The organism is Vibrio sp. S9_S30, assembly GCF_014694455.1.
GTDB lineage: Bacteria > Pseudomonadota > Gammaproteobacteria > Enterobacterales > Vibrionaceae > Vibrio.
In genome coordinates, this window is the sequence record NZ_JAAUWT010000008.1 from 194,680 (window position 1) to 221,383 (window position 26,704).

Genomic DNA, 26,704 nt, shown 5'->3' on the forward strand with positions numbered 1-26,704 from the left:
AAGGAGGCGCGGTGTAAGGGATCATAACTTCCTGATTTAACGATATTTAAACAACAAAGCAGCATTGACGGTATCTTCCCCTCAATGCTGCTCAAACGCAACGATTTGTTGCTCTGTCATTACCAATGTGCAACCAACGCTACACAGTTTCAGCTTCGATAACGCGACCTTTAATGGCTTCGAGCGACTGGTCGCCTTTTGCGGACTTTGCAAACTCGGCAAACAGAGCGCTTACCGTGTCAGACAGAAGTGCAACCTGCGCTGGACTGTAGTTATTTGACATGTAACTCATCATTACACGCAGGACTTGTTCACCGTTAACCATCTCTTCTAACACTTCAAATTGCAGCCCTAAACCAGATTCACTTTTATCCGGGTCAACTTGCTGGAAATCCAGTCGATCGCCATTTGGCAGCTCAAGCGCACCATTAAACTTGTTCTTAGCATGAAGCTGAATGAACACTTCAAACATGTGGCCATCAACATCCGGTTCACCTTCAACAAGCCCCTCTTCGATGAGGTCGATCGGAATGTCTGTGTAGGACATCGACTCATTGATGTTGTGTTTCACTTGGGCGATCAATTCCGCGACCGTCTTAACGCCAGCAAACTTAACCAAATGAACCACAATCGTGGTGAAATACCCAATAGTATCAAAGTACTCTGCGTCCAGTCGCCCAGCCGATGGCGTGCCTATAATGAGTTTTTCTGGGGCACCTAAAAAGTGCAACGACGTCGCAATTGACGCATAGACAACGTTAAATAACGACGCACTTTGAGATTTAGCAAGCGCATACAGCCCTTCCCTTACCTCTTTCTCAATTTGGATTTCCACCCACCCGCCTTCTCCAGAAGACGTTTCATCTTTATTACTCAGAGGATGATCCTTCGGGAAAATAGGCGTCGCCCAAGGCACACCTCTCAGGTTGTTTAGCCAGTAATCCAAATGCGCCTGGTTAACACCTGAGGCTCTCTGTTGGCGAGCAAACTCATGGAATGGCAGCGGTTCGCTTCTCCAAACTGGGGACTTACCTTGCAATCGCTGTTTGTAGGCGTGTACCAGCTCATCCATCATCAAATTTACCGACCATTCGTCTAGAACAATATGGTGGAATAAGATGGACAGAAATTGCAAACCGGACGCTTTGCAACGAATAAAGCGCATTCTGAGAGGCAATTCATTCTCTAAATCGAAGGCATAACTCGCCTCTTGTTTGAGAAGCTCGTCTCTGTCTTCACTCTCACATTCGTCTGACGTCCAGAACCACTTGTAATTGTCGATGTCTTTAGCGTCAACCACTGTCTGAATGGGGTTGCCATTGTTATGAAAAAACTGAGTTCTTAACCCTGTGTGGCGAATAAGAATGTCTCGGTATGCTTCTCCGAATACCACTTCATCGACTTCGTCAAGGAAACGCAGTGCGAATGGTAAGTTGAAAATACTGTCTAAACCAAATTTGGAGTACTTGGTGATCGCTTTCCAAAGCGAATTTTGAGCAAACGACAGTGGTGCGCTCGAAGCACCCACCTCTGAACTAGCCCCCTGACTTTCCTCTTGCGCTGAGGCACGAGACACGGCATGTTCAGCCAATGATTGCGCTGTTGGGTAACTGAACAGGTCGTTAATATTGATCTCTAGATTATACTGTGTCAGTAAGCGACCAATGACCCGAGTTGCGATCAACGAATGCCCACCAAAATCGAAGAAATCATCTGTCGCTGTCATTGAATCAGCAGCCAACGCTTCTTTAAATTCAGCCAAAATGAGCTCGACATTGGATCTTTTCGTCGGGTCAGCGTGTGCTGCCGTTGTCTCTATCGAATCAATGTCATCGTTACCTTTGGCGAGTGTCGCTAACTCTTCCGCAGTCGGGTTGCTGAACAAATCGTTAATATGCACTTCGATTCCATGATTCGTCAGCAGGCGACCAATCACTCTGGTCGCAATCAGCGAGTGCCCGCCAAAGTCAAAAAAGTCATCGTTTTTGGTCATGTCATCCGAAGCCAGTGCCTCGCGGAACTCGGCTAGAATCACATCAGAAATGGAACGAGTTGGCGTATTGACTGGCTTCATCGCGTCTTTTGAGGCCGTGCTCTGCACCTGTGCGACGGGCTTAGCCACTCCTTCGCCATCAATGTAGGCAATAAATTGCTCGAACAAATACGCACCGATGTGAGGAGAAACGGACGCACCAGTAACAAGCTCAAAACCAAGTTCACCTTGTTGATCAACACCCACACCCAAAGAAATTTCAAATTTAGGGTGAAGCGGAGCAACAGGCAGCTTTTTCGCTTCGACGTCGTCCATCGAAATGTACTCTGCGGGATCAACAAGCCACGTCACCAAAGCAGCAGATTCAGTGAATGCCTCATAGCTAGTACTGGATTGATGCTCCAAATTTAGGTGCGCCACCACTTCCGAAATCGCATCACTAAGACTGACGTTCCTGTCACCTAATGTCAGGTGAGTCAAACCAGACTCAATCATGGATCCATTGATCTCATGATCTTTTTGGTTAATGTCTGCGGGAACAAACACATCCAAATTGTCTAAACCATTCGATTCCGAGATATAACGGGCAAAAAGCACCGCTGTTGCAGCAAGGATTTCTACCTCACTCATCGTTCTACCGAATTGCTTCTCGTAACGGTTTCTTTGGATCGACGTTGAATATTTTCTTGCCACTGCTGCTTGCAGATAAGACGACACATCCGCACTAACCCCCGTTTGCACCAGATCAATGCCTTGCGTGGATCGTTTAATCCATGGCAAGCGGGATTCAGAAAGATCGTGTAATTTTGATAAAGGAGTAAAACCCACTCGGCGAGGAGTCTGGCTTAGGTTCTGTATTGCCGATAGACCATGGTTGTATAGGGCACTCAGCACGTCGAACATTTCTTTCCAAGAGATTTCTCCGTTCAGTATTTGGTGTGAAATCACGCCCAATACAACGTCACTTTCTTCACAGATATACACGGTGAATTGGATTGGTGACTGAGTTTCCAGCGCTATTGGGGTAGATTGCTGGCTTTGAAGATGAAAAATCGCCTCTTGAACGGAGTCAACCGCTTCGATATTGATGGATTGCGAAGCAGCGTTACCTTCCAATTTCAGTAGTCCAGCGTCTTCATCAAATTGATAGCAAACATTAAGGGATGGTACAAACTGGGGAAGTTTACTTAATGAAGAAACCAACCTACCTATATTGGTTTTTCCGATGAGATGGTAAGCCGCAGAGTATTGACTTGTTCCATCTTCGTTGTGTTGATGGTGCATCCAAACTCGTTCTTCAAATTCCGTTACTGAGTTGCCACGCCCACTCTTTTCCTGCAAGTGGTGCTTGTTATTTGTCATGTTCCATTCTCCTACTCTGAGATAAGCCCAGAGTTGTCCTTTAAGGGAGCCAAAGCCACATAGTTACAGGCAAAAATACTGCTCGATGAGGCCTTAAATTCTTGAGGTCACTTGGGTATATATAAATCAGTGGGTTACTTTATTCCCAATAAAACTTAATGTAAAGCATTCTCATTTGTGTTAACTGCAATATGATTGCTAGCACCGAGCATCAAAACTGACGAGACCGAGCAAGTAAAAAATCCGTGAGAGACCACTTACACTACTCGTCATCCGTCCTATAGATACACTGGCTTGAAATGGTAGCCACTGGATCAATCTATCCGCCGCTAAGGCCCGTAATGCCCCCATAAGCGCTGAGGAAAACAAACGCACTGATACACTGATGATGTGCAGCGTATGTCGCTCGGTGCACGTTAGCTCGATATGACCTCGTGCACCTCTTTCGCGTTTCTACACTTAATTAAACTTCGCGCGAACACTTTACGTCCGTATGCTTGGCTAAGTTGAGTCGACACACCCTTTAGATGAGAAGGCTTTAGCCCGAGCGCTAGGAACGCGCTGTTTTCGTCAAAACCTTCCATTCGCTTCCCTATTGCGTGTTCATACGCTTCAATGATCTTCACAAAATCTGGCCAAGCCGCAGCAACGAATTGGCTACTCTTGTTAGACGAACTCTTGTTAGCCGAGCTCTTGTTAGCCGAGCTCTTGTTAGACGAGCTTTGGATAGCCGAAAACGAACTTACTACTGATTGCTGATTTAAGTCTGCTTGCCCCATCGAACGAACCAGTTGCTCCCTTGCCTGATTACGATCGAACTTTCCGTTTCGCGAAAGTGGAAGCTTGTCCAATTCCAGTAGCTGGGAAGGAACATGAGAGTTTGGTAAGCACTGCTGGGCAAAATCACGGATATCAACCGCGCTAGCCAATTGACCTTCGGCAACGGTATAAATCGCGCCCAACGCAATGTCGCCGTTACGCTCCGTGTAATCAACGATCAAAACTTGCTCAATCACAGGGCATCGATTGAGTTCTTTCTCAACGTCTGGAAGCGAGACACGCACCCCCCTCACCTTAACGTATCCATTGACGCGCCCAGCAAAGATGATGTTTCCATCCTCACGGTAATACCCTAGATCCCCTGTTCTAAATGCTCTGGCTTCGTTGCCTTTATCATCCACAATCGTCACAAAGTCCGTTTGTTTCAGCTCACCGTCTTCGAGGTATCCGGAAGCAAGGTTCACCCCAACGGTCATGATTCGACCAACAACGCCTTGTGGAACATGCTTCCTTAATCCATCCATAATGAAGTACTGGTTTGCTGGGAATGGTCTACCGTATGGAATGACCGTGATGTCCTCGTCTGTCACGAAGTGCCATACACTCCAGATGGTGGTTTCCGTTGGTCCGCCAATGGATACCATGCGGATATCTTGTTCCAGTGCTCGAAGTTCTTGGATAGTTTTAGGCTTAACGTAATCGCCACCTTGGCAAACTAAACGCAGAGATTTCAGCTTCTCGCCCTGCATACAAGATAAGAGCATTTCCATAAGGGCAGGCACCGATTGCCAAATGGTAATACCATGTTGCTCTACCAATTGGTTCCACCTGATCGCGTCTTTTTCTTCTCCCGCAGCAGGCAATACAAGGGTTGCTCCCGTCATGAATGACGCGTAAATATCGAACACAGAAAGATCGTGATGGAAAGGCGTCACACACATCAAAACGTCGTCAGATGTTATTTCCCACGCCTTGCAAGTTTCCCCCATCACATTGGAAGTCGCTCTGCTGTTCACCACCACGCATTTGGGCTTCCCTGTCGTTCCAGAGGTATACAAATAGTAGGAGCCGTGTTCACTTTTACTCAGCGCCTCTAGCTCGTCGTTAGAAAGCAAAGCGTAGGTTTCACCCACGGGCTGTAAAAGCGACTCATAAGTCACGGAATGTGCTCGATCGGATGGTTGACCAATCACCACCAAGTTGGCGTTACAGTTACTTAATAGATAGTCCAACCGCTCTTCTGGTGAAGAAGCATCAATCGGCACCCAAATGATTCCGGACAGCGAACACGCAATGGTCATGACGAGGTGTTCAGGGCTCTTTGGCAAACAGATCGCCAATACATCGCCTTGTTTCAAACCAAGGTGCGCAATATGCTGCATCACTTTATGGACATCTTCCCCAAAGGCTTTGTAGCTTATCTGCTCGTCGCCACAAATCACCGCGATGTTATTCGACGCGTCCTCACCCAAGTTTTTGGCAATTTTGGCTAAAAACTTCGAGCATTCAAACTCCGACTCGTCGCCGTTCAACTTATAGTGATCTAGGTTAACGACTTTGTGGGAAGGAATATCGAAGTTGTTGGTCTCACACAACGATTGCACATGGCGCTCTATTGACGCGAGTATCGAAACAACAACCTGTTTGTCCAACGCATCCACAGCGTAGTCGAAACTCAAAATCAGGTTTTTACTTTCATCGAAGTTAAGGCGAATATCGAGGGCAACTTGAGGGGTTTGAGTCACACCGGAAAAGAACACTAAATCGTCTTCCTCCGACAAGGTCTCCCACGCCAGCCCATTGGTCACCACTACAGGTAAAGCCAGTGCTGTCGAACGGGTACTCATGAGTTGACGATTAATATCAACCCCAGAGAAATCCAGATGGTCGAGTGCTTCAAGCATGTCGCTCTGCATGCCTTGAGCACGCTCTAATAAGGTGCCTTCATTTTTGCGGTATTCCAAAATAACAAACGTAGAGTCGTTACCCAATGGACGATCATTTTGCGGGATAGCGACTGGAAAACCGACCCTCATCTCTTGCTCGGTCGTCCAATAAGACATCCCTTCCAAGATTAGGGCTGAAAGGGCTGAGTTTAAGAACAAGCTGTTCGCGGCACTCGCCATCGTCAACTGAGCGACCACCGACTTCTCGATGACGATGCTTTCTCGCTGGTAACGCGAGGCTTTAATGTTTTCTATGCGTTGCTTCCAAGGAAGTGAAGGCGGCGCGCATTCGGGACTCAGTTTGTTCTCCCAATAGGATTCATCTGCAAGCTTTTTAGCGTTGTCTTTTTCACTCTCTTGGTATGAGAGAGGTCCATGATTCGTGCTGCTGTCTTGCAATTGGTCACTGTTCTTTTTCAGTAACTCAGAAAGAATCAGAGAGTGTGTTCTTCCATCAACGATTAACGCATCGAAACTCGTGAATACAACCGTTTGATACGCTAAATCAGATTCTGGCAATTGGATAACCGTTACCGACCAAGGCGATCTTGAGAGATCGTGCATTGCATGATCACTTGCCATGCGAATGGCTTCTACTTTTTCCAGTGATTGCTCGATGGAAAGGCGTCGAAAATCGTGAGAGTGGAAGTTAAGCACAACCTTAGGGGAAACATGTTGGAGCAATTTAAGCTCATCGATGTGTGTGCGAAGTGCGTCGTATTTTTTCACTAACGCTTCCAAGCGGGATCCCACAACGCTTGAGTCGATCTTGCCTCGGTATTCCCTGAATTCATGCATCGCCGTGCCGCCCATTGGAATCTGAGTAGAGCGACCGAGTAGGTAGGACTTTTGAAGTTCAGTCAACGGCTTAGCTGACGCACCTTCCAGTGGTAATGAAGGACAATCAAAGCCTAGATTTGTCAACGTCTGTTCCAATGAGAGATGGATGCTCTCTGGATTGGCTGCTAACGATCGTACGATGGCGATAAACTTATCGAAGAGTGTTTGAACAAAACCTTCTGGGAAGACATCCATCCGCACATCCCAGTTCACGAAGATTCCATCGTATGCAGGGGCAATTTGGGCATCCAACGTCACCTGAGCACCTTGAGAAATCACCCAATTCATCTTACCAAACGCCTTGGTGACAGCGTCCGTGAACAGGTTATCTCCATCAACATCCAGACCCGAAGTAAATACCACTGGCGACGCTTGCACCGTGCCGTGATGACGAGAGAGATCACGCATCAGCGCAACACCGGAATAGTGCTCATGACTCAGTAACTGGTTAAGCTGATTGGCTGTGCGACGACAATGGTTAAGCGTAGATTCTTGCGCTTTCAAACTGGCGCTGTAAATCAGCAAATTGGAGAAATCACCAATGATGGCGTCGACATCCTCGGTATAAAACCCTCGATGGAACGTGGGCACATTCAATCGGAAATCCGGCGCGTTACAAGAACTCCCCACCGCTTGCGAGAAGAGGGTTAAAAAGAGCTGAGTCTTCGTTAAATGATGCTTTTTCGCCAAATGTTCAATGGAGGCTCTCTCATCGTGTGAGAACAAATGGGTAAATCGCTGACTGTGCCCCTGTTGACGATCAATACTCTCGCTAATGTATGGGAATGCAGGCGCATCTGCGACACTTGCCAGTCGTGCTTGCCACCATGCTTTGTCGTCTTTTCTTTTCGAGATAAGATACTTATCCGCGGCTTGTTTCTCTAAATAGTCGAAGAAAGACACACGTTCTGGCACGTCGTTTCCACACAGTCTGTTTGTGTGAGGTCTGTCTGTGTGAGGTTCGTGTGCGTTAAGCTCGTTTGTATAAAATTTCGCAAGTTCTTCCATTAAAATTCGAAAACTCTGCGCATCAACAGCAATCATATCCACGTCGATATGAAGGCGGCATTGACCATTTGAATGAAACGTGGCACTAATTTCTACACATTGACCGTTCTCTAAGTCGAGCATTTGATCTGTCATAGAAGTGCGCTTATCCAATAAAAAAGATTCCGCTTCTTCTGGCGTTAAGTGCTCAATATCGTCGACGACTAGCCTATGAATGGGAGACAAACGAGAAATCACCTGTTGTCTGTCGGGGGTGATTTTCATCCTGAGCATGGGATGAGTAGCGTAAAGTTTGGTGACCGCGAGTGCCAATTGTTCTTGATGGATGGCTTCCCCATCAAATTCAGCATAAATATGAGCCGCTACGCCTCCCATCGATTGACCAGATTGTCTACCCACTAGATAAGCCGCTTGGATCGTCGTCAGTTCTTTCATTTCTATTTCCACGCTCTCTTAGTCCATTAAAATATGCCTAAAGGCAAAATGAATACTGTAATACACGAGGTGAGTGATAAACTCAAATAATAATTATTATCATTTCTGTTGTGGGGGAAAATTGCCCCTCGACAAAGAGTAATGAGTCTTTGATTTATTGCCATATCATTGATTTTCTTAGCGCGTAGGTAGGATCACACTGAAGTAACCTCAGCTTTAACTTTGGATAATGCGTTTGGGCACAAAACAACATCACGTATCGAATAGACTAGAGTAGAAACTGCATTTCTCCCTTTTTGTTATCCGAAACTGAAGTTAAATAATAGGCTTGACATTATACTGCTGATATCTTAATAATCACGCCAAAAGTGATAATGATTATCATTTATTTAGTTCATTCCAGCTAACTCGCTGGCTGGACTCAACGTCGTTAAACGTAAAGCATCAAGGAACACTTCTTGTAGGAGGAAGGATGCACGAGCTACAAAAACTGATTAACTCGACCCCTATCGGTTCGCTGCCACGTATACCCGATGTGGTCAACGACATCGCATTGGATTCAGAGAGTGAGCGGTTTATCAGTGAGAAGAGAGAGGAGATCTCGCAAATCTTAAACGGGGAAGATAATCGGTTATTGGTTATCATTGGTCCTTGTTCAATCCATGATCCAGAAGCGGGGTTAGAATATGCCCGAAAATTGGCGGATATTCAGGTCAAATATCGCAACCAGCTTCTGATCGTAATGCGCACCTATTTTGAAAAACCTCGAACTCGTGTTGGCTGGAAAGGGCTGATTGTGGATCCTGATTTGGATAACAGCCATAACATGAAAAAAGGGCTGTTTGTTGCAAGACAATTCCTAAAAGACGTCATTGATTTAAAACTGGCTACTGCAACCGAATTTTTAGACACCACCGTTTACCCGTACATTTCTGATCTAATTTGTTGGGGTGCAATTGGTGCCAGAACCACCGAATCTCAAACCCATAGACAGATGGCTTCGGCACTTCCTTGCCCTATCGGGTTTAAAAATGGCACAGATGGCAATATCAACATCGCGATTGATGCTATTCATGCGGCTAAATCGTCGCACCTGATTTGCATTTCAGGTTTCGGCGAAACTCCTATCGCTGCCATGACCCAAGGTAACCCCGCTGGGCACCTTATTCTACGAGGTGGTAAAACGCCAAACTATGCCAATGAACACGTGTGTAAAGTAACGAAACAACTTGAGTCGAGCGGTTTAAGTCCAAACTTAATTATTGATTGCAGCCATGGAAATAGCCTAAAGGTCGCTCAAAACCAGCTCCATGTTGCACGAGATATTGCAGAGCAAATCATTGAAGGCGAGCAATACATTGCTGGGGTGATGTCTGAGAGCTTCCTAGTCGGTGGGGCACAGAATATTCGTCATTTTCCACTGACCAAAGGACAATCCATCACTGACGAATGCCTGAGTTGGGAAGATACGGTTGATATTCTCGATATTTTTGCAAATGCAAAAACAGAAGCCGAGCGTAAACAGTTTTCTACGGTCGCCTAGCCCAATATAAGCCATCGATGACCATGGCAAAACGGGCATCAACAAAACGGGTATCAACATTGGCGCATCAAGCGCCATTTTCTTTTCTGAACCTTACCTGAGCGTGATATAAGCTTGCCGGATCGTGATATAAGCTTGCCTGATCACGGTATAAATTAGTGGTCAAGCGTTGCCCCACCATCAATGCGGAGATCATGCATGGTGATATGATTGGCCGCGTCAGACATCAAGAACAAAATGGTTTGCGCAATATCTGATGGCTCCGCTATCTTATTCAGTGGAATGCCCAGCCGAAACTGCGTTGCGTCTCCCGCAATCACCTGCTCTTCTCCATAACTTTCGTTCCAGAGCTGCAATTGCATTTCTGTACGAGTGGAACCTGGGCTTACAATATTACAACGAATCCCTAATGGCGCGAGCTCAATCCCCACTGACTTTACAAACATATGCAATGCCGACTTTGATGCCGCATACGCGCCCATGTTTGCTCTTGGTGTATTTGCGGCATTGGAGCCGACAACGACAATATTGCCTTGGCGTCGCTGCTTCATACTCGCCGACACCGCCTGCATGGCCGCCAACACACCAAATGCATTCACCATAAATGTGTGTTCAATTTTGTCGAAAGGCATGTCACACAACGCGCCGAGATGCAAAATCCCAGCGCAGCTAACCAAGTGGTCGAAATCGCCGTGTTCTTCTATCCATCCATGAATGCAATCCCTAACCAACTCAGGTTGTGATAGATCCAATTTCGCAATGTGAAGTTGTCCTGGAAATAATGTGGAAAGAGAAGCGGATTTTTGGGTGAGTAACAGCTCGTCTATATCGGTTGCGAATACCTTCGCTCCTGCGCCGAGTAAGCACTCTAGTGTACTAAACCCAATGCCTTTTGCCGCACCGGTTAGTAAAACGTGCTGATCTTTAAGAAATTTTGGCATATTTATAAACAACCGTATGAAAAGTAATCAAGCAAGCCCTCTCGTTACCATGACGTGTAAACAGAGAGTCGATAATTGTGACCCATGTTTAATAATTGGGACTAAACTAAATAGTAATTATTATCATTAGTATTTAACCTTACCTAACTGTAATCTTAGTGACCAAAATAAGCAACCCGACGAGGATACCCCAACCAGAGCCAGAAACTCACTTCCGGCTTTTTGGTGCGGTGTCCTGTCATCACGATCTATATTTCAAGAGGGATCTGTTATGAAACGTGAAGTGATTGGCTATTCAAAAATGGAAAGCGAACTATTGGACAGTGAGCTGTTGTCTTCTCCATTTTTCTTCGCTTCCCCAGATAACACTATGATGGGTAAAGGTATCGAGAATGAATTCCACCAGCCTATTCCATTTACCCAGTTGGCGGCTAAAGCCAGCGAGATGCTTCAGGCAGCAAAGCAGTCGGAATCGGATAATCCGGTTTTGTTTGGTGTCGTGCCATTCAATGAAGAAAATCCAACCAAGTTTATCATTCCAGAAAAACTGTACGTGTCGAGCAGCACCAGAGCACTCAGACCAAACTCTCAGCCACCTTCCGACGCAAGAGTCATTTCTTCACCAAGTGGCAATCAATACAAACAAGGGGTTTCCGACCTGCTCAATATGTTTGCTAACACTGAACTTTCCAAGGTTGTGCTTTCTCGCGCCATTGAAGTTGCAACGGATACGGATATTCAACAACAAGCATTGCTTCGTAACCTTTTGTCGATCAATACGAAGGGTTACACTTTTGCGGCCAGCCTCCGTGAAGGTCAAAAACTGATGGGGGCAAGCCCAGAGCTTCTTGTGGCTAAAAAAGGCAGCCACTTACTCTCGAATCCCCTTGCTGGCTCCCGCCCACGATCGGATTCGGACGAGCAAAACCAAATCGCCATCAACTCACTATTGAATACAAACAAAGATCTGCACGAGCACGGTTTGGTTGTAGAGGAAGTAGAACGCGTTATGAGCAAATACTGCTACAACTTATATACGCCTATGATTCCTTCGGTTATAGAAACCAAAACCATGCTACACCTTTCCACTGTACTGGAGGGACAGGTCAATGACCCAGCAATCAATGTATTGAAAGTCGCGGCAGAACTGCACCCTACTCCTGCGGTTTGTGGTTATCCGCGTGAAAAGGCGTACGACGCCATCAGAAAGCTGGAACAGTTTGATCGCGGCTACTTTACTGGCATGGTGGGCTGGTGTGATTCAAGAGGTAACGGAGAATGGGTGGTCACCATCCGTTGTGCAGAAGTACAGAAACGCCAAATGAAAGTCTTTGCTGGCGCGGGTATTGTTGATGAATCTCAACCACAAAGCGAGCTGGATGAAACTGGGGCGAAGATGAATACCATCTTAACGGCGGCGGGTATCCAGCTTAATGACATGCTGACGGCTTAGGTGGAATTGTGAGTTCGAATCATTGCTTAGATTTTACAGTGTGGCCGGAATCTCTGGTCGCGCAATATAAACAGCTTGGGTATTGGGAAGACAAAACGCTTTTCGATCATTTCCAACACTCAGTCAGTCGATTTAGCCACAATATTGCGCTTGTCTGCGGTGAACGCCAGCTTACTTACCAAGACGCAGCAGAGCGCATATCCAAACTGGCAGCGGGGTTTCAGTCTCTGGGATTGGTTAAAGGCGACAACGTCGTATTGCAGATGACAAACGTAGCGGAATTCTACCTTTGCTACTTTGCATTATTGCAGAAAGGTATTCGACCCGTTTTAGCCCTCCCCGCTCATCGATTTTCTGACATCTCGTATTTTTGCAAACATGCTGAGGCGAAAGCGTACATTATCGATGGTGAACACACTGGGTTTGACTATCAAGCATTGGCAAAGCAGGTGTTTGATGAAGACAATGCGCTGAAGCACGTGCTTGTTCGCGGTGAGGCTTCAAAAGTGAAAGACCAGAGATTCACGGCATTGGACGATATCGAAGGGCCACCGGATCACAGTCAGACCGCTGATGCATCGGACTTAGCCTTCTTTCAACTGTCTGGTGGAACAACGGGCACACCCAAGCTGATTCCCCGTACCCACAACGATTACGCTTACAGTGTTATTGGCAGTAATGCCATCTGCAAATTTAACGAGAACACTTGTTACTTATGTGCACTGCCTGTTGCTCATAACTTTCCACTCAGTTCTCCAGGCGCTTTAGGCGTATTCTTTGCCGGTGGAACCGTGGTCTTAACGCAAGACCCAACGCCAAAATCGGCGTTTAAGCTGATTGAAGATCATAAGGTGACGGTGTCTGGCTTGGTGCCTCCGCTCGCTTTGTTGTGGATGGATCGCGCTCAATCCACTCACCATGATCTTTCGAGCCTTGAACTGATTCAAGTGGGAGGGGCGAAATTTAGCGAGACCGCAGCGAAAGCGCTGCCGACCACACTGAATTGCCAGCTTCAACAAGTATTTGGTATGGCGGAGGGCTTGGTTAACTATACGCGCCTAGACGATCCTATTGAGGTGATTACCGCTACCCAAGGTCGCCCCATTTCGGCACACGACCAAGTAAAAGTGGTTGATGAAGATGGAACCCCTGTGCCTGTGGGACAAGAGGGTTTCCTTCTGACTCAAGGCCCATACACCATTCGTGGCTATTACAGAGCAGAGGAGCATAATCGACGCTCGTTTGATGCAGACGGTTTTTACAGCACCGGAGACATTGTCAAACTCACTGAAGATGGCAACCTCGTTGTAACAGGGCGGGATAAAGACCAAATTAACCGTGGAGGCGAAAAAATTGCGGCAGAAGAAGTCGAAAACCAGTTGCTTCGCCATGACAGTGTGCATGATGCCGCGTTAATTGCTATACCTGATGAGTATCTGGGGGAACGCAGCTGTGCGGTTATCGTTAAGGCAGAAGGAATCGAAATCAACCCGATCAAACTGAAGTACTTTTTGCGCGAATGTGGATTGGCAGATTACAAAATCCCCGACCTGATTACGTTTGTTGATTCTTTACCAAAAACTTCAGTGGGTAAAATTGATAAGAAGACGCTAAGAGCAAAATACGCTCAAGCTTGATGTCCAACCCGTTAAAACCAATAAAAAACCGATCTCATCGAGATCGGTTTTTTCGATAGATTAGGGTGTGTTGAAGAAATCAGTATTCTTCGTCCATTACTTCGTGACGCTCGGCGTGATAAGCCTCTTCATCCTTACCTCGTTTCCAATAAGGAATGGCATACATGTCTTTCTTAGTCAGTTTATAGTCTTCTCTGAGTACTTTTCGACATGCGAGCACGCTTTCGTTCTCTCCGGCAATGAAAGCAGAAAGGGTCTTAGTATTCGCCACAGGGGTAAGGCGGCTTATCGCTTGACTTAATTGAAGATGCCCACCCTTGGGTTCCCGAAGGATCCACTCCAAACTCACACCTTTCGGATGCTCGATGATGTGTTTGTCTTCAATATCATCAATCTCAATAAAGGCATAGCCTACCGTATCAGACGGTAACGCTTCCAAAATCGCACTGATGGCGGGAGCAGCGGTAAGATCGCCAGCAAAAATGTGCCAGTCGGCAGGCTGTATCAACGGATCAGGTCCTGCTGGACCGACAATCCCAATTTGAGAGCCTTCTTTCGCTTTGAGCGCCCATCCCCCCCCCGGAGAGTCGACACCATGAGTAACAAAATCGATATCGAGTTCGTTCACATTCGCACGGTATTGTCTGACTGAATACGCTCTAGGAACTGGCTTGTGTTCAGGCCAGACTATCGTTTCACCTTCCCTATACGGGAGCTGCAATATCCCACTTTTCCTATTTGGGAAAAATACTTTTATATGGCTACCACCTTGATCTTCAGGAAACCCTGCTAAGTCTTCACCTGTTACCGTCACTCGGAGTAGGTTTTTAGACACGTATTCCTTACGTACGAAGTTTAATAGCATCGGATATAAGCGCTCTGGATTATCGCTCATTGGTTTTCCTCTTGTGTATAACCGGAGAAGCGAGTGTTGCCTAACGTGAACATGATTATGCTGACACTTCTTCTTTCTTGTGATTGACGGTTGGTTCAATAGTCTGCCACCATTCTTGCAGTGACACCGCTTCAATGAGCTGAGAGAACGAAACATTGGCGCCCTGCTTATTCCACTTTTCAACAAGGGCCATTGCTCTCATGGAATCCAATCCCATAAACATTAAGTTTTCGTTCACATCAATATCGTCCAACGCAACCCCTAATGTCTCAGCCACGTCAGACTGCAATACATTCAGGCTGAGTACAGAACCTTCGTCCGTCTGTATTTCACTCATGGCTTTGCCAAGCGTTTTGATGCTACCCGCTCTGCCAGCAACATAATTCAACGTATGAACGTGATCTTCACGTGAGAAATCCGCAATGGCATCCCCAACAATAAAAGGCTGAATATCCAACATAAACGCATCGAGTGCTGTAGACAAAATGCCAATATGACCATAGATGCCGGTGATGATAAGCTGAGTTTTGTTGTTTTCTTGCATGTATTCAAGCAACGGTGTTTTCTTGAACGCACTGTAACGCCATTTGACGTATTCAATGTCGTCTTTTTCTGGCGTGAGACAAGAAACAACTGGGGTATGATCGCCATTCAACCCAGGCCCCCAAAAGTCGGATAACAAAGCCCTGTCTTTTGGAGCTTGATTCGCGGGTTGAGCGGTATAAATAACGGGAATACCGGCGTCTTTGGCTCTCTTTTTAAGTTCATTGATATTTTTTAGAACATCAACCATAGGTGAGGCGTTTACCTCATAATAATTCACGAAGTATTCCTGCATATCGTGAATCAACAGTACCGCGGTACTAGGGTCAATTTTCCAATTCGTTTTGTTCTCTGGAAATTCATTGTGTTCTGGCAAGTCGTAACTCGCAATTTTAGGTATAGCCATTTGTGATTGCCCTTAATACTCTAATTGGCGCCTGACGTTCCTATTTAAATAGCCCGATACATCCGGCCTTTGCGCTCAGCAACTAAAGTAAAAACATAGAGATTGATAATGTGTTGTGCTTTAATCGCTTACTCATTGATAATGTCAAAAATCATTATCAAGTTGCTGTATCTTCAGACTCTTCTGCTGAAAGCCCTCTTTCATGGCGCCAGTGTTGTATTTGCTGGTCGATATACCAATCGATGATGTTAGGGAATATTGCTCCAACAAACTCTGTTGATATTCCTGCGTCTTCTGCCCATTTTTTTCGATCTTCCATCATCACAACAACACGTTCGGGCGCTGGAATACTTTCTTCATTGGGCTTAAATTGCGCTGCTGCTTTTACATATCCCATTCGCCTTGAGAGAAGTTGAATAATCTCTTTATCAAGGGAGTCTATTCCTGTTCGGATATCGTTAAGACTTTCGCAAGCTTCTGGCTTCTTTAAAGATGACACGTTAAATTCCTTTAAATTTCATTCCCTGCTGTCCGTCTACTACTTTCGCGCTAATCCTTACCTGTTGAAGAATAGGGAGAAAATAGAAATTCCTTGCTTTAAATCGAAATGAGAATGTATCTTATTATCTATTCATATTCAATCAGAATACCGTCGCTTTTAGGATAAAGTTGGGCTGCACATTCGCAGCCTCATGTCACTCATAGTGGCGTACTGACCCAAGGGTTACCGTCGGGACCTGGAACGCGCTTTTTGTCTATCTTGCCAACCGCCGTTTTAGGGAGGCTGGACACAATATTCAGTTCATCCGGCAATTTGAATGATGCGATACCCTGCTCTTGAAGGAAAACCCGCAATTCTTGAAGCGTTGGCACTCGCCCTTTCTTGACTATGGCAACGCCTATTCTTTCCCCTAAATGCTTATCCGGTACCGCAACCACCGCGACTTGCGCAACGTTGGGGTGAGCAAGCAACTGCTCTTCTAATTCATCCGTAGCAATGCATTCGCCCGCTCGGTTTACGACATCTTTAATTCTGCCCGTCACCACAATGTAGCCACTCTCATCCACCACCACGCGATCCCCACTTCGATAAAAACCGTCGTGAGTAAAGGAGCGTTCGTTGTGCTCTTCAGCACGGTAATAGCCCCTTAAGGTGTAGGGGCCTCGGGTAAGCAACTCCCCTTCCTCACCAACCAAAACGGGCTCCCCCTCTGTATTCACGACGCGAACCTCATCCCAATCACTGACAGGGCGCCCTTGCTTAGTGGCAATTAATTCTTCATCATCGCCAAAGCGAGTGCAGGCAATCAACCCTTCCGCCATACCGAAAACTTGCTGGAGTGCACCTGGAAAAGCCTGTTGAACATTAATCGCATCAGAATACGCCAGTTTCGATCCGCCAATTTGCATCAGCCTCAAACTGGATGTATCGGCATTCTCCCATTCTTTCGCTGCCGTCCAGAGTTGGGCTAGCGCAGGAACCAGAGCGGTTGCCGTTACTTTGTGCTGTTCAATCACATCAAAACAATAGTCTGGGCTAGGGTTCGAACTGAAAATAACTTGCCCCCCAGAATGAAGAACACCAAGTAGCCCCGGGCAACCCAAAGTGAAATTGTGGGCGGCAGGTAAAACGGCAAGGTACACTTCTTCGCTTGATAACTCAGCGGCCTCAGAACAGCGTTGAATATTAAAGCGATAGTCGTTATGAGTTCTTGGAATCAGCTTTGGAAGACCCGTTGTGCCGCCAGAGACTAAAAACAGTGCAGGATGGGCTGGATTCAAATCTTCAGGTGTAAACTGATTCACATCACCTTCCGGTAATGAGCGGTATTGACCTGATTCGCCAGCAATATATAGGTGTTTTAAACCAGACAGTTCTTCAGATAAAGCGTCTGAAATGTGTATGGCTTTGCTATCATTGTCTAGATTAGATCCAATATAAGCTTTGGCACCAGAAACCTTCATAAAATGGCGAATCTCAACAATACCATGTGCAGGTAAAGCGAGAACGGGAACCAAGCCCGCTCTTTGTATCGCGAAAAACACTTTCGCAAAATACAGGCTGTTCGACACTTGGAAAACAACGCTGTCTCCTGCTTCTAGACCATCTTCTTTTAGACCTGCTGCTATTTTGTCCGCTTCACGCAGCAGTTCTTGGTAACAAAGCGCACCACTGGAATCACTCACTGCAACTTTGGTTGGATGCTTATCCACGCCCTCAGATAAAATCGCCCACAAGGGTGTGTTGTGCCATATCTTGGCGTCTTCAAATTTTTGAGATTGGCTTGCAGGTTGATCAACAAAGCCGTACAGCAAGCTATGTTGGTTCGCGTTCTCCTTGACCGTTGTTTCCATGTCATTCCCTATAAATTTTTCGTGTTGAAATGAGTGTTTAGAAGAAAAAATAACTTAACGCACTCTTTCCGCCTGATAACGATTATTTAACTCAAATGGTAATAATAATCATTTGAAGAGCGCAATCAAGTAATGATATTGTGTATAACGATTTTGAATCACACATTGGAAGTTTTACGTAAGCTTTCGAAAAAAAAGGATATTATTTTGTCAAAGCAAGAAGCGAGTATTGATTTGTTAGCGACGATTAGTCAGCTTTTGGACGTTCCTGCCGAGTTAATAAAACCGGATGTCAACCTCATTGAGTTGGGTTTGGATTCCATCAGTATGATGCGTCTCACCGGTCAGTTTAGAAATGCGGGGTTGGATATTAACTTTGCGCAGTTAATGGAATCGCCAACATTAGAATCGTGGCAACAAATCGTCGCATCCCGTGAAGTATCTGCCTAACTCTAGCGTTAACAATTAAGCCGATGTGATTAGACATCTCCGCTACTTTCTCGTTAGAAATAAAACGCCTTGCATTTGAGCAAGGCGTTTTTTGTTTCAATCTAAATCATTAGAAGTGTAATTCTATAGAAGCACCAATTTGGCGGGGTGCTTGTTTTAAAGGCTCATCAACTGCAGGTGCATAAGTGACGAGTGTTTTCTTTTGTGAATCCAATACGTTTGTCACGAATAGAGATGCACGACCACCATCAAATACATAGGCTAGCTGCGCATTTGACACCCAGAATGGGGCAATTTTTTGCGCCGCGCTGTTCTCTCTGTCTGAGAAGTACGAGCCAGTATAGTTAGCGTTACCACTCAACTCAAACCCATCGCCAAATGTATAAAGAGCACCGAATGTTCCAGTTAGAGAAGGAGCGCGAGGTAATTCTCGAGTCTTTCCACCTTGAAGTTCCGTCTCTTTATACTCCGTTTTTAGCAAACCAATATTGGCGAATACTTCCAAATCGGTAGTCGCTAGCCAGCGAGTTCCAGCCTCGGCACCATATGAATTGGCTCCATCTACATTTTCTACAAATACGTAGCCATCAGGCTTAGACTGTTGAATCTGCATATTATTGAAGTCGTTGTAGAACAAATTGGTAGTCAGCTCAACTGTACTGTCCTGCAAAAGGTGACGAGTGTAAATTTCGTAATTCCACATATCCTCCTTTTTGAAGCTATATGGCAGCATCGGTACTCTACGAGTTGGATTGAATGCCAAACCAGCCCCACCAGAGTTATAACCCTTCGCGACCTTGAAACCGATAGTCTGAGTACTTTCTGGCTTGTACGCTACATCAAACTTAGGAAGGAATACTGTCGCAGTTTCATCATAATCAAGTGATAAAAGATCAACATCTCTTACTTTATTCTCTTTCTCAAACCTACCAGCAAAGGTTACATCAACTTGCTCAGTTGCAGAATAAGTCACTTCCGCAAACGCTGATTGAGTCTTTGTACTTCCCTCCATTGACGTTTCGCTAGTAGTAATAAATAGATCGTCTTGTTTAGAGCCAAAATAACGTAAGCCCGCAAGAGCGACGATCTTGTCATCAAGTGAATGGTATTTAACCAAAGGCTCTATATGGAATTCCTTACCCTTGGTCGTAAAGTCCGCACGGCGACCCGTAGGGTCAGTTACACGATCATAACCAAACTTAGCGTATACAAGGTTATTTTCAATCGTCGTTGTGTCAGACAGTTTCCACGATACATTCCACGCCGTGCTTACACTGTTACTTTCGTAAATAGGACGCTCAGCAGGGTAATTTGGTCCCACCACATTTTCTGACTGAGGTGCACGGGTGTCCATGTAAGTCACGGCTAAAGTGGATTTAAATCCTTCTAACGCTGAAGGTTCAAATAGAAACTTACCTCGAGCCGTTGTCGTTTCAACACGGCGTGAATCACCTGCTGGATCGTAAGATGCTAGGTCTAAATGGGATTTGCGTTTTTGCTGATCAACACTCAAACGGAACGCAAGCTCATCATCAAGGATAGGGGCAGAAATCATTGCTGCAGTTTGGGAATAGTTTTGTTCAGCTAGTGCCCCCTTAACAGCACTTTCAAAATGATACGTTGGATCTTTTGATTTCATCACTATGGCACCAGCCGAGGCATTTTGCCCTTGAACATAGCTTTGAGGACCAAGGTAAATCTCAGCTTGTTGCATATCCCATAGAGAACGTGGACCAAATGCAATCTCAGAATAAGTTAAAGATCGACCATCAATAGAAAGGTTTAAACGTGGGGCTGTACCTGCAAAACTTGCTGCGCCTCCAACAGATGGTCCTGAGCCATCGAGACCACGAATAGTCGGTAAGCTATTTCCTTTACCAGTATCCACAATGTTTGGAGTGATCTGAAGTAAATCCGCGATCTCCGTTGCACCTGGTGTCGTGTTGATGCGATCTTCATCATACACTTCAACACTCGAGCCAGTGTCGTAAATAGAGCGCTCTGTTTTTTCACCAATTACGGTGACAACAGAAATAGTACCTTCTTCAGAATTTGCTTCGTTTTTATTATTTGTTTCTGCAAATGCCTGACCACCCACGCAGAGTCCCATAATAAGTGCAGATAAGGTGCGCAATTTGAATGTTTTGTTTCCTATTACATTCATCTGCACTGGACGTAATGCTGTCATCTAAAATTCTCCTTAACTAAGCATTAACAATTGGCGCACCCAAATACGATTTATCAAAAAAAGCCAAATTGGAGATTATTCAAATGAGTGAAAAGGCGATGGACTCTTTAACGGAGTATTCGACCAGACTTCCTTGTGACTTTCATTAACCACTACGTGACGTAATTGAATGCGAGTATTCCGGCGAAAATCGTTTCTCAGATAGAGCGATAGTGGCATCAGAAAATGTTGTTATCTTTTTTCTATCTGTTGCTTGACGAATTCAGTTCCGTACTCTATCGATACCATGCGTAAATGTAAAGCATTCTCATTTATGATTTGTAATAATTATCATTAGTATTTTAGTGACTCATCTAGGACATCGGATCCTATAAAGACAATGCAACGTTAGGCAGAGTGAGCGCCTGCCTCATTTTTAGGGTGGAATAATGCATGAAGGTAGAGTGGATAGCTGACGTCAGTTGGTATTACGGTGAAACAATATGGCACACAAAAAGTCCTTGAGCCCATTGGCGTGCGTGTCGACTAAGGACTGAGGGTATAAGGCAGATTCTCCCTCAATCAATAAGCTCATGCCGGATGCATCTTTTGACGATCGAAAGGTAATATTAAACCCATCCGCGATACCACCAGCAATGACTTGGTGCTTTGTCTGGCATAAGTGAAAATTAGGTGGGTCGAAAGGCAATATGTTGATAAAGGGTGACAAGAAATAGTGGCCACCTTCAGATATATTTTTGTTCTCTAGCCTGTATCGACCATGAGAGTACAGTTTTCTTAACTCTTTTACGGATCTTACAAGATAATCGTCAATACTCTCAGTCTGCTTAACACAGACTCTATAAGGTATGGCATTGACCATTAAGGCAGGCGTATTCGCGCAAGGGTTTCCCATTCTATTCATAAAGGGTATCCATACTGGCAACACATCACCTTTTCGTCGTTCCGTGCTTTGAAAAAAGGAATATAAATACGCAGAAGTGAGGAGCAATAAAATATCCGTCCATCCAATCATGAGCTTTTTAGATAAAGTGAGCAATGAGGTGCCTAATTTGTCCGACAGCAGCAACGTATTTGCGACTGTATCGAAACATGAACGATCACTTTTTACTTTTTCAAGGGTGGACTTTTCGATATATTCTTGCCAGAACGCTTCGTCTAGACCAAAACGTTTGCCCGTCAGATAATCATGATCTTCTTTGATATAAGTATCGAGCCCTTTGTATGCCGCAGGTGGCGCATCTTCCGTTAAAAAGCTGCGATATAGGGTTGCACACCTATTCTCAATTAAGTTCATGCTGTAACCATCTACGGCAATATGATGCGCTCGCGAATACCACACGCGTTTTTCATCCGATAGTAGATACAGCCTTTGCAAAGATAGGGCAGAATTGGTCAAGTTAATGGGTGTATTTGCATCACTTGCCATCATCTCGTTAGCCAAGTCTTCATTATTTGGCTTTGTTCTTAGATCGATCACTTCTACATTCGAACTCGGCGGAGGGGTAACAGCTTGATATGGGTACGATTCACCTTCCTCCATTTTGAACGATAAGTTCAATACGTCTGCTTCACTAACGGCTTGACGAATAGCACGCAACAATAATTTATGATCGCAATGACCAATAATTTCAATACGGTGGGCAACGACAGATCCAGCACGATCAGGATGATGTAAGAACTCATCCCAATAGGATTGCTGCGCATTGGTGAGTGGGTACCAAACTTGGCTCATTGTGGTTTCCTTACCTGAATGAACCTCAGTTTGGGATAAGCGGCGCAGCGACACTCTCTTCGAATATCACGACTTCATTTAAGTGCAATAGGTTTTCTATTAGGCTTTCTTATCCTTGGCTGAGGTTAATTGAATATAACCAAAAACCGTCAGATAATACCAACACAGCAATAAAACTCAATGAGAATCATTTTCAATTTTACTTATATCACCAATGCTACGCCATGAAATGCGACGACGCCGATGGTCAACCTTGTTCTAAGGGCGTTGTAACCTTTCGCATTATTTTCATTTTCAGACTTTCTCAACGTGGCTTCAGTAAACCATACCGCCACATAGCCAAAAGCCAACATAAACAAAGAGATCCAATCATTATTAGGTGATTGCAACAAAACAGCCCATGCAATAAAGGTGAAAGAGTTACTCAGCAGCATCCCATTTCGGCTCAATGCATGAGAGAAATGATCAATGGCATTTCCCCACAAAGCGCCGGATAAAAAACTCAATATAATCGCACTGTACGTTACAAAAAGCCTCAGCGGGGAATGCCCAAACAGCGAAATATCCGCCACTATCAGTATCAAACAACCAAGAAAGGGCAAAAGCCCCAAATACCCAAGCCCCATCATAATGTGTCGCGGTGTCTGTTCCATCATCCACTCCATTCGGTCAATTTTCTAATTGATCCAATAATAGACAAACCTGAAGAAAGTCACGAGAAAGAGAGCATTAAGCCTCCACTTAGAATCATTTTTGGAGCACTGAGATCGTAAAGAGGGGCGGTAAGGCATATTTGTGAAGCGACACTTTCCCTTGATGCTTCATTTCCTTGCCCTTAATGCACACGGTCTTGGATTATTTCGCGTTCAGCTCTAGGGTTGACTATACTCCTATCATGACACTATTGAGATTGGGTTAATAAATGCGTCGGCATTTTTGGCATTACTTTTTCATTTACCTTGCTGTTTGGAACATTTTCAACGTCGCGAATGCAGATATTCGCATGAAGGATGGTCATTACATCGAAAACGATTTACCCGTAGGTACCCAACTTCCCGTTCAGGTTTGCAGCGAATCTTGGGCGCCTTTTTACTACGAAGCACCCCAGACGCCAAGTGCAAAAAATGCAAACAAACAAGCCAGTAGTAAGGTCGTTGGTGTCAATATAGACATATTAGAAGCGGCAGCGAATCAGCACCAGTATCAATTTCAGTATAAACTCATGCCTCATAAGCGCTGCCTTCACAATTCGCAAAAGTTTGGTCACGAGCGCCAGTTTGAAATCACCACCGACGCCACATACAGTGAAGAGAAAGCAAAAGAGTTCTACTTCATTGGCCCCATTTACTCTCTTTCCCGCGCCATATTCTATTCTAAAGACGAGTTTCCAAAAGGGCTGTTTAATCCAATGTCAGGGCATAGGCTTACAACGCTGCGCGAAATGAAGCATTTCGAAGTGTGTGAGGCAGATGGGCGGGTCATTGAAAATTACATCGAAAAACACACTCATATCGATGACGAGATCGTTTTATTACACAAAGCTGGGCTCAATAGTATGCTCATGATGCTAAACCATGGTCGCTGTGAAATCATGGAAATTCCCGCCCCCATTGTCGCTGGTAGTATCACCGCTGGTGAGATCACTATCCCCGATAACATCGCATGTCAGACACTGAATGAAGAGCATGTCAAATTTTACTTTTTGGTATCAAGACGTTCACCGAGGGCAGAACAACTTGTCACGAATATTAATCAAACGCTGATCAGCTTGAAGCAATCGGGTCGGTATGACGAAATCGTGAAGCGGTACTACGACGAGCTATACACTAAGAACAGCCACACTATCACCGATTGTTTCTAGAAGCGGTAATCGATGGTTTCTAAGAGTAATGATGATAGAAGGACAAAGGCACCCAGGTAGATGTGGTAGTGAGTGGTATAACAAAAAGAGCGGGATAGGCATGACCTCTCTAAAAAACGGCGACATGGCGTCCGCCGTTTAATACCGTCTATGGTGACTCTTCTTTTGATATGCGAAAACGTCTACTACACAAAAGCTTCTACTGCACAAAAGCCTCTAACACATGAAAGCCTCCCGTGCTTTATTCCATCAGGTTGTGTAAGAAGCCCTCGCCTCCTAGATTGCAGACAGCAAAAGATGAGCTAACATTCAAAATGTTCATGATGAATCACCGACTCCAAGCTACTCCTAGGTAACCAACCCGCCGCTTCTAAGTCAGGTTTCTTTTTAAACTCATTGACATAACCGATACACAAATACGCGACAATGACCTTTCTTTCTGGAATACACAGCGTTTCTCTTAAAACCGCATCATTCAAAATGCTCACCCACCCTACCCCTAAGTTTTCAGCTCGCGCCGCTAACCAGAGGTTCTGAACCGCACATACTGTGCTATACAAATCCATTTCAGGTTTCACCGTTCTGCCGATCACTGTTGGTCCGTTTCGCTCTCTATCACAGGTCACACATATCCCCATGGGGGCTTCCATGATTCCCTCTAGCTTGAACGACTTGTATTGCGACTGCTTCTCTTTAGAAAACTGCTCCGCCGAATACGCATTTGCTTCTTCAAAATCGCGCTTTATCGCTGATTTTGTTTTTGGGTTCGTCACCAACACAAAATCCCATGGCTGCGAAAACCCGACACTGGGAGCATGATGTGCAGCAGTAAGCACACGCATGAGCACCTCGTTAGGAATCGTATCTGGTTTAAAATCTCTGCGTACGTCCCGGCGGAAAAAAATGGTTTTGTAAACGGCTTCCCGCTCTTCTTGAGTTATATTCATCGGTAATGACCTGTGTTTTTTTATTTATATGGCGTGCAGATTTATAGTAACGAGAAAGGAAGACAGCGTCAGTGGTCTTTGCTGGATCTTTACCATGTAACAAATTGATTATCTTGCATTGTTTGTCTCTTTGTCGCTTATCGTTGGTCGAAGACAAATAGGCTAGCGGTGACGTAGAACAAAAGAGATGGAAATAAATAAAAAGAGATAGGATGAAATAAAAAAGATGGAAGGAAACAAAACGCTTGCCATCGCAGGTGGGCTTCGGTAGGTTAAAAAGTGACTCACTATTCAGGTCTGTTATCCATGAACCCTTGTACTCTATCACTCTGGCTCCTTTCACTTATGCCAATCAGTCGGTAGTGTTTTCTATGTCTGGCTGTGAGTGATGCAGCCGGAATCCAACGCCATTTCTCACAGCCCAACGTTCTTATACTCGGGAACGTTCTTACACTAGGGAAAGAGAAATGAGCACCACAGTAAAAGCAGAACCCTCCACCCAGTATCGACAAGGCATTATGTTTGCTTTGGCCGGTACCGCCATGTTTTCGATAAAACCGGTCTTAATCAAACTCGCTTACGATGTTGGTGGCGACGCCACGTCCATTATGAGCCTTAGGGCGCTCAGCTCTCTGCCCCTGTATCTGGTTATTCTTTTCTGGCTGTGTCGTAATCCAACCTCCAGACAGTCTCTTAGACAATTTGGTTGGCAAGCCGCGCTGGTAGGCGTACTTGGCTACTACTTTGCCACCCTGCTAGATATCCTTGCGCTTGAATACATTTCTGCGCAACTAGAGCGCTTGGTAATTTTCCTTTTCCCCTCGCTTGTTGTCGCGATCAGCTGGATATTTATGAAGGAGAAACCTAAGCCGCAAACACTCACCGCTATTTTGTTGGGTTACGTCGGTGTCGCATTTATCGTAACGCACGATATGCAGTACATGGGAGAACAAGTCTGGTTGGGCAGTGCAATGGCAGCGGGTTCAGCCCTAATTTTTGCCATCTACCTAGTCCTGAGCAAAACACTCATTAGCAATATGGGTAGCCAACTCTTCAACAGCGTCGGTATGGCAAGCGCGGGGATCGCCATTATGGGTCAGCATTTCTACCAAGATATTGCGCTATCCGAACTCAGTTCAGAACTGATTGCTCTTGGCATCACCTTAGGGGTGTTTTGCACCGTAATTCCTTCCTATTTTGTGGCAGCAGCCATGGCTCGCTTAACCCCCTCGACACTCAGTGTCACCAGCAACATTGGCCCTTCTATTACCGCGCTTTTTGCCGTCACTCTACTTGGCGAAGCCTTTACGATTTATCACGCAATCGGTATGGGTTTGGTGGTTTTCTCAGTGTGGCGGATAAACAAGAAATAAGGCATCGCGTAGG

17 protein-coding genes are annotated in these 26,704 nt (G+C 45.3%); 6 read left to right on the plus strand and 11 right to left on the minus strand.

Annotated elements, in window-relative coordinates; all coding sequences use genetic code 11:
* Positions 1–139: 139 nt before the first annotated feature.
* On the minus strand, positions 140–3,355 hold the full coding sequence (locus tag HC752_RS25440) for a condensation domain-containing protein (RefSeq protein ID WP_190335325.1): 3,216 nt from the start codon (positions 3,353–3,355) through the stop codon (positions 140–142).
* A gap of 416 nt (positions 3,356–3,771) precedes the next feature.
* On the minus strand, positions 3,772–8,364 hold the full coding sequence (locus tag HC752_RS11835; protein ID WP_194717348.1) for an amino acid adenylation domain-containing protein: 4,593 nt from the start codon (positions 8,362–8,364) through the stop codon (positions 3,772–3,774).
* A gap of 472 nt (positions 8,365–8,836) precedes the next feature.
* On the opposite strand from HC752_RS11835, the gene HC752_RS11840 reads away from it, so the two are divergent.
* Positions 8,837–9,907 carry a 3-deoxy-7-phosphoheptulonate synthase gene (locus HC752_RS11840; protein ID WP_190335326.1) on the plus strand — a complete coding sequence of 357 codons (1,071 nt, stop codon included), beginning with the start codon at positions 8,837–8,839 and terminating at the stop codon, positions 9,905–9,907.
* Between the two features lie 155 nt (positions 9,908–10,062).
* Here HC752_RS11840 and HC752_RS11845 read toward each other — a convergent pair whose 3' ends face one another.
* Positions 10,063–10,848, minus strand: a complete 786-nt coding sequence (locus tag HC752_RS11845) for a 2,3-dihydro-2,3-dihydroxybenzoate dehydrogenase (protein WP_190335327.1) — start codon at positions 10,846–10,848, stop codon at positions 10,063–10,065.
* 271 nt (positions 10,849–11,119) lie between these two features.
* Between HC752_RS11845 and HC752_RS11850 the strand changes: the two genes are divergently transcribed.
* Both HC752_RS11850 and HC752_RS11855 read left to right on the plus strand, forming a co-directional pair.
* Positions 11,120–12,301 carry an isochorismate synthase gene (locus tag HC752_RS11850; protein WP_190335328.1) on the plus strand — a complete coding sequence of 394 codons (1,182 nt, stop codon included), beginning with the start codon at positions 11,120–11,122 and terminating at the stop codon, positions 12,299–12,301.
* A gap of 8 nt (positions 12,302–12,309) precedes the next feature.
* Positions 12,310–13,938 (plus strand): (2,3-dihydroxybenzoyl)adenylate synthase, encoded by a 1,629-nt coding sequence (locus tag HC752_RS11855; protein ID WP_190335329.1) that lies wholly within the window; start codon positions 12,310–12,312, stop codon positions 13,936–13,938.
* A gap of 79 nt (positions 13,939–14,017) precedes the next feature.
* On the opposite strand, the gene HC752_RS11860 is transcribed toward HC752_RS11855, so the two are convergent.
* The 4 genes from HC752_RS11860 to HC752_RS11875 form a co-directional block, all read right to left on the minus strand.
* The gene (locus tag HC752_RS11860) at positions 14,018–14,833 is read right to left on the minus strand and encodes a siderophore-interacting protein (RefSeq protein WP_190335330.1); all 816 of its coding nucleotides are present in this window, start codon (positions 14,831–14,833) and stop codon (positions 14,018–14,020) included.
* 55 nt (positions 14,834–14,888) lie between these two features.
* Positions 14,889–15,782 carry an isochorismatase family protein gene (locus tag HC752_RS11865; RefSeq protein ID WP_190335331.1) on the minus strand — a complete coding sequence of 298 codons (894 nt, stop codon included), beginning with the start codon at positions 15,780–15,782 and terminating at the stop codon, positions 14,889–14,891.
* 157 nt (positions 15,783–15,939) lie between these two features.
* Positions 15,940–16,281 (minus strand): isochorismate lyase, encoded by a 342-nt coding sequence (locus HC752_RS11870; protein ID WP_190335332.1) that lies wholly within the window; start codon positions 16,279–16,281, stop codon positions 15,940–15,942.
* Between the two features lie 200 nt (positions 16,282–16,481).
* Complete coding sequence (locus HC752_RS11875; protein ID WP_190335333.1) at positions 16,482–18,137, minus strand: (2,3-dihydroxybenzoyl)adenylate synthase; 1,656 nt, start codon at positions 18,135–18,137, stop codon at positions 16,482–16,484.
* Positions 18,138–18,344: 207 nt separating this feature from the next.
* On the opposite strand from HC752_RS11875, the gene HC752_RS11880 reads away from it, so the two are divergent.
* The gene (locus HC752_RS11880; RefSeq protein ID WP_238930503.1) at positions 18,345–18,587 is read left to right on the plus strand and encodes a phosphopantetheine-binding protein; all 243 of its coding nucleotides are present in this window, start codon (positions 18,345–18,347) and stop codon (positions 18,585–18,587) included.
* 109 nt (positions 18,588–18,696) lie between these two features.
* On the opposite strand, the gene HC752_RS11885 is transcribed toward HC752_RS11880, so the two are convergent.
* The 3 genes from HC752_RS11885 to HC752_RS11895 form a co-directional block, all read right to left on the minus strand.
* Positions 18,697–20,775: a TonB-dependent receptor domain-containing protein gene (locus HC752_RS11885; protein WP_190335335.1), complete on the minus strand. Its 2,079-nt coding sequence runs from the start codon at positions 20,773–20,775 to the stop codon at positions 18,697–18,699.
* Positions 20,776–21,232: 457 nt separating this feature from the next.
* Positions 21,233–22,510: a condensation domain-containing protein gene (locus tag HC752_RS11890; RefSeq protein WP_190335336.1), complete on the minus strand. Its 1,278-nt coding sequence runs from the start codon at positions 22,508–22,510 to the stop codon at positions 21,233–21,235.
* 203 nt (positions 22,511–22,713) lie between these two features.
* Entirely contained in the window at positions 22,714–23,163 is a 450-nt protein-coding gene (locus tag HC752_RS11895) for a DUF3429 domain-containing protein (RefSeq protein WP_190335337.1), read from the minus strand.
* Positions 23,164–23,432: 269 nt separating this feature from the next.
* Here HC752_RS11895 and HC752_RS11900 point away from each other — a divergent pair, with 269 nt between their 5' ends.
* Positions 23,433–24,371, plus strand: coding sequence for a substrate-binding periplasmic protein (locus HC752_RS11900; protein WP_190335338.1), 939 nt, complete (start codon positions 23,433–23,435; stop codon positions 24,369–24,371).
* 302 nt (positions 24,372–24,673) lie between these two features.
* Here the strand turns inward: HC752_RS11900 and bluB are convergent, their stop codons facing one another.
* Positions 24,674–25,318 carry a 5,6-dimethylbenzimidazole synthase gene (gene bluB, locus HC752_RS11905; protein WP_190335339.1) on the minus strand — a complete coding sequence of 215 codons (645 nt, stop codon included), beginning with the start codon at positions 25,316–25,318 and terminating at the stop codon, positions 24,674–24,676.
* A 467-nt stretch (positions 25,319–25,785) separates the two neighbouring features.
* Between bluB and HC752_RS11910 the strand changes: the two genes are divergently transcribed.
* Positions 25,786–26,691: a DMT family transporter gene (locus tag HC752_RS11910; RefSeq protein ID WP_190335340.1), complete on the plus strand. Its 906-nt coding sequence runs from the start codon at positions 25,786–25,788 to the stop codon at positions 26,689–26,691.
* The last annotated feature ends 13 nt before the right edge of the window (positions 26,692–26,704 follow it).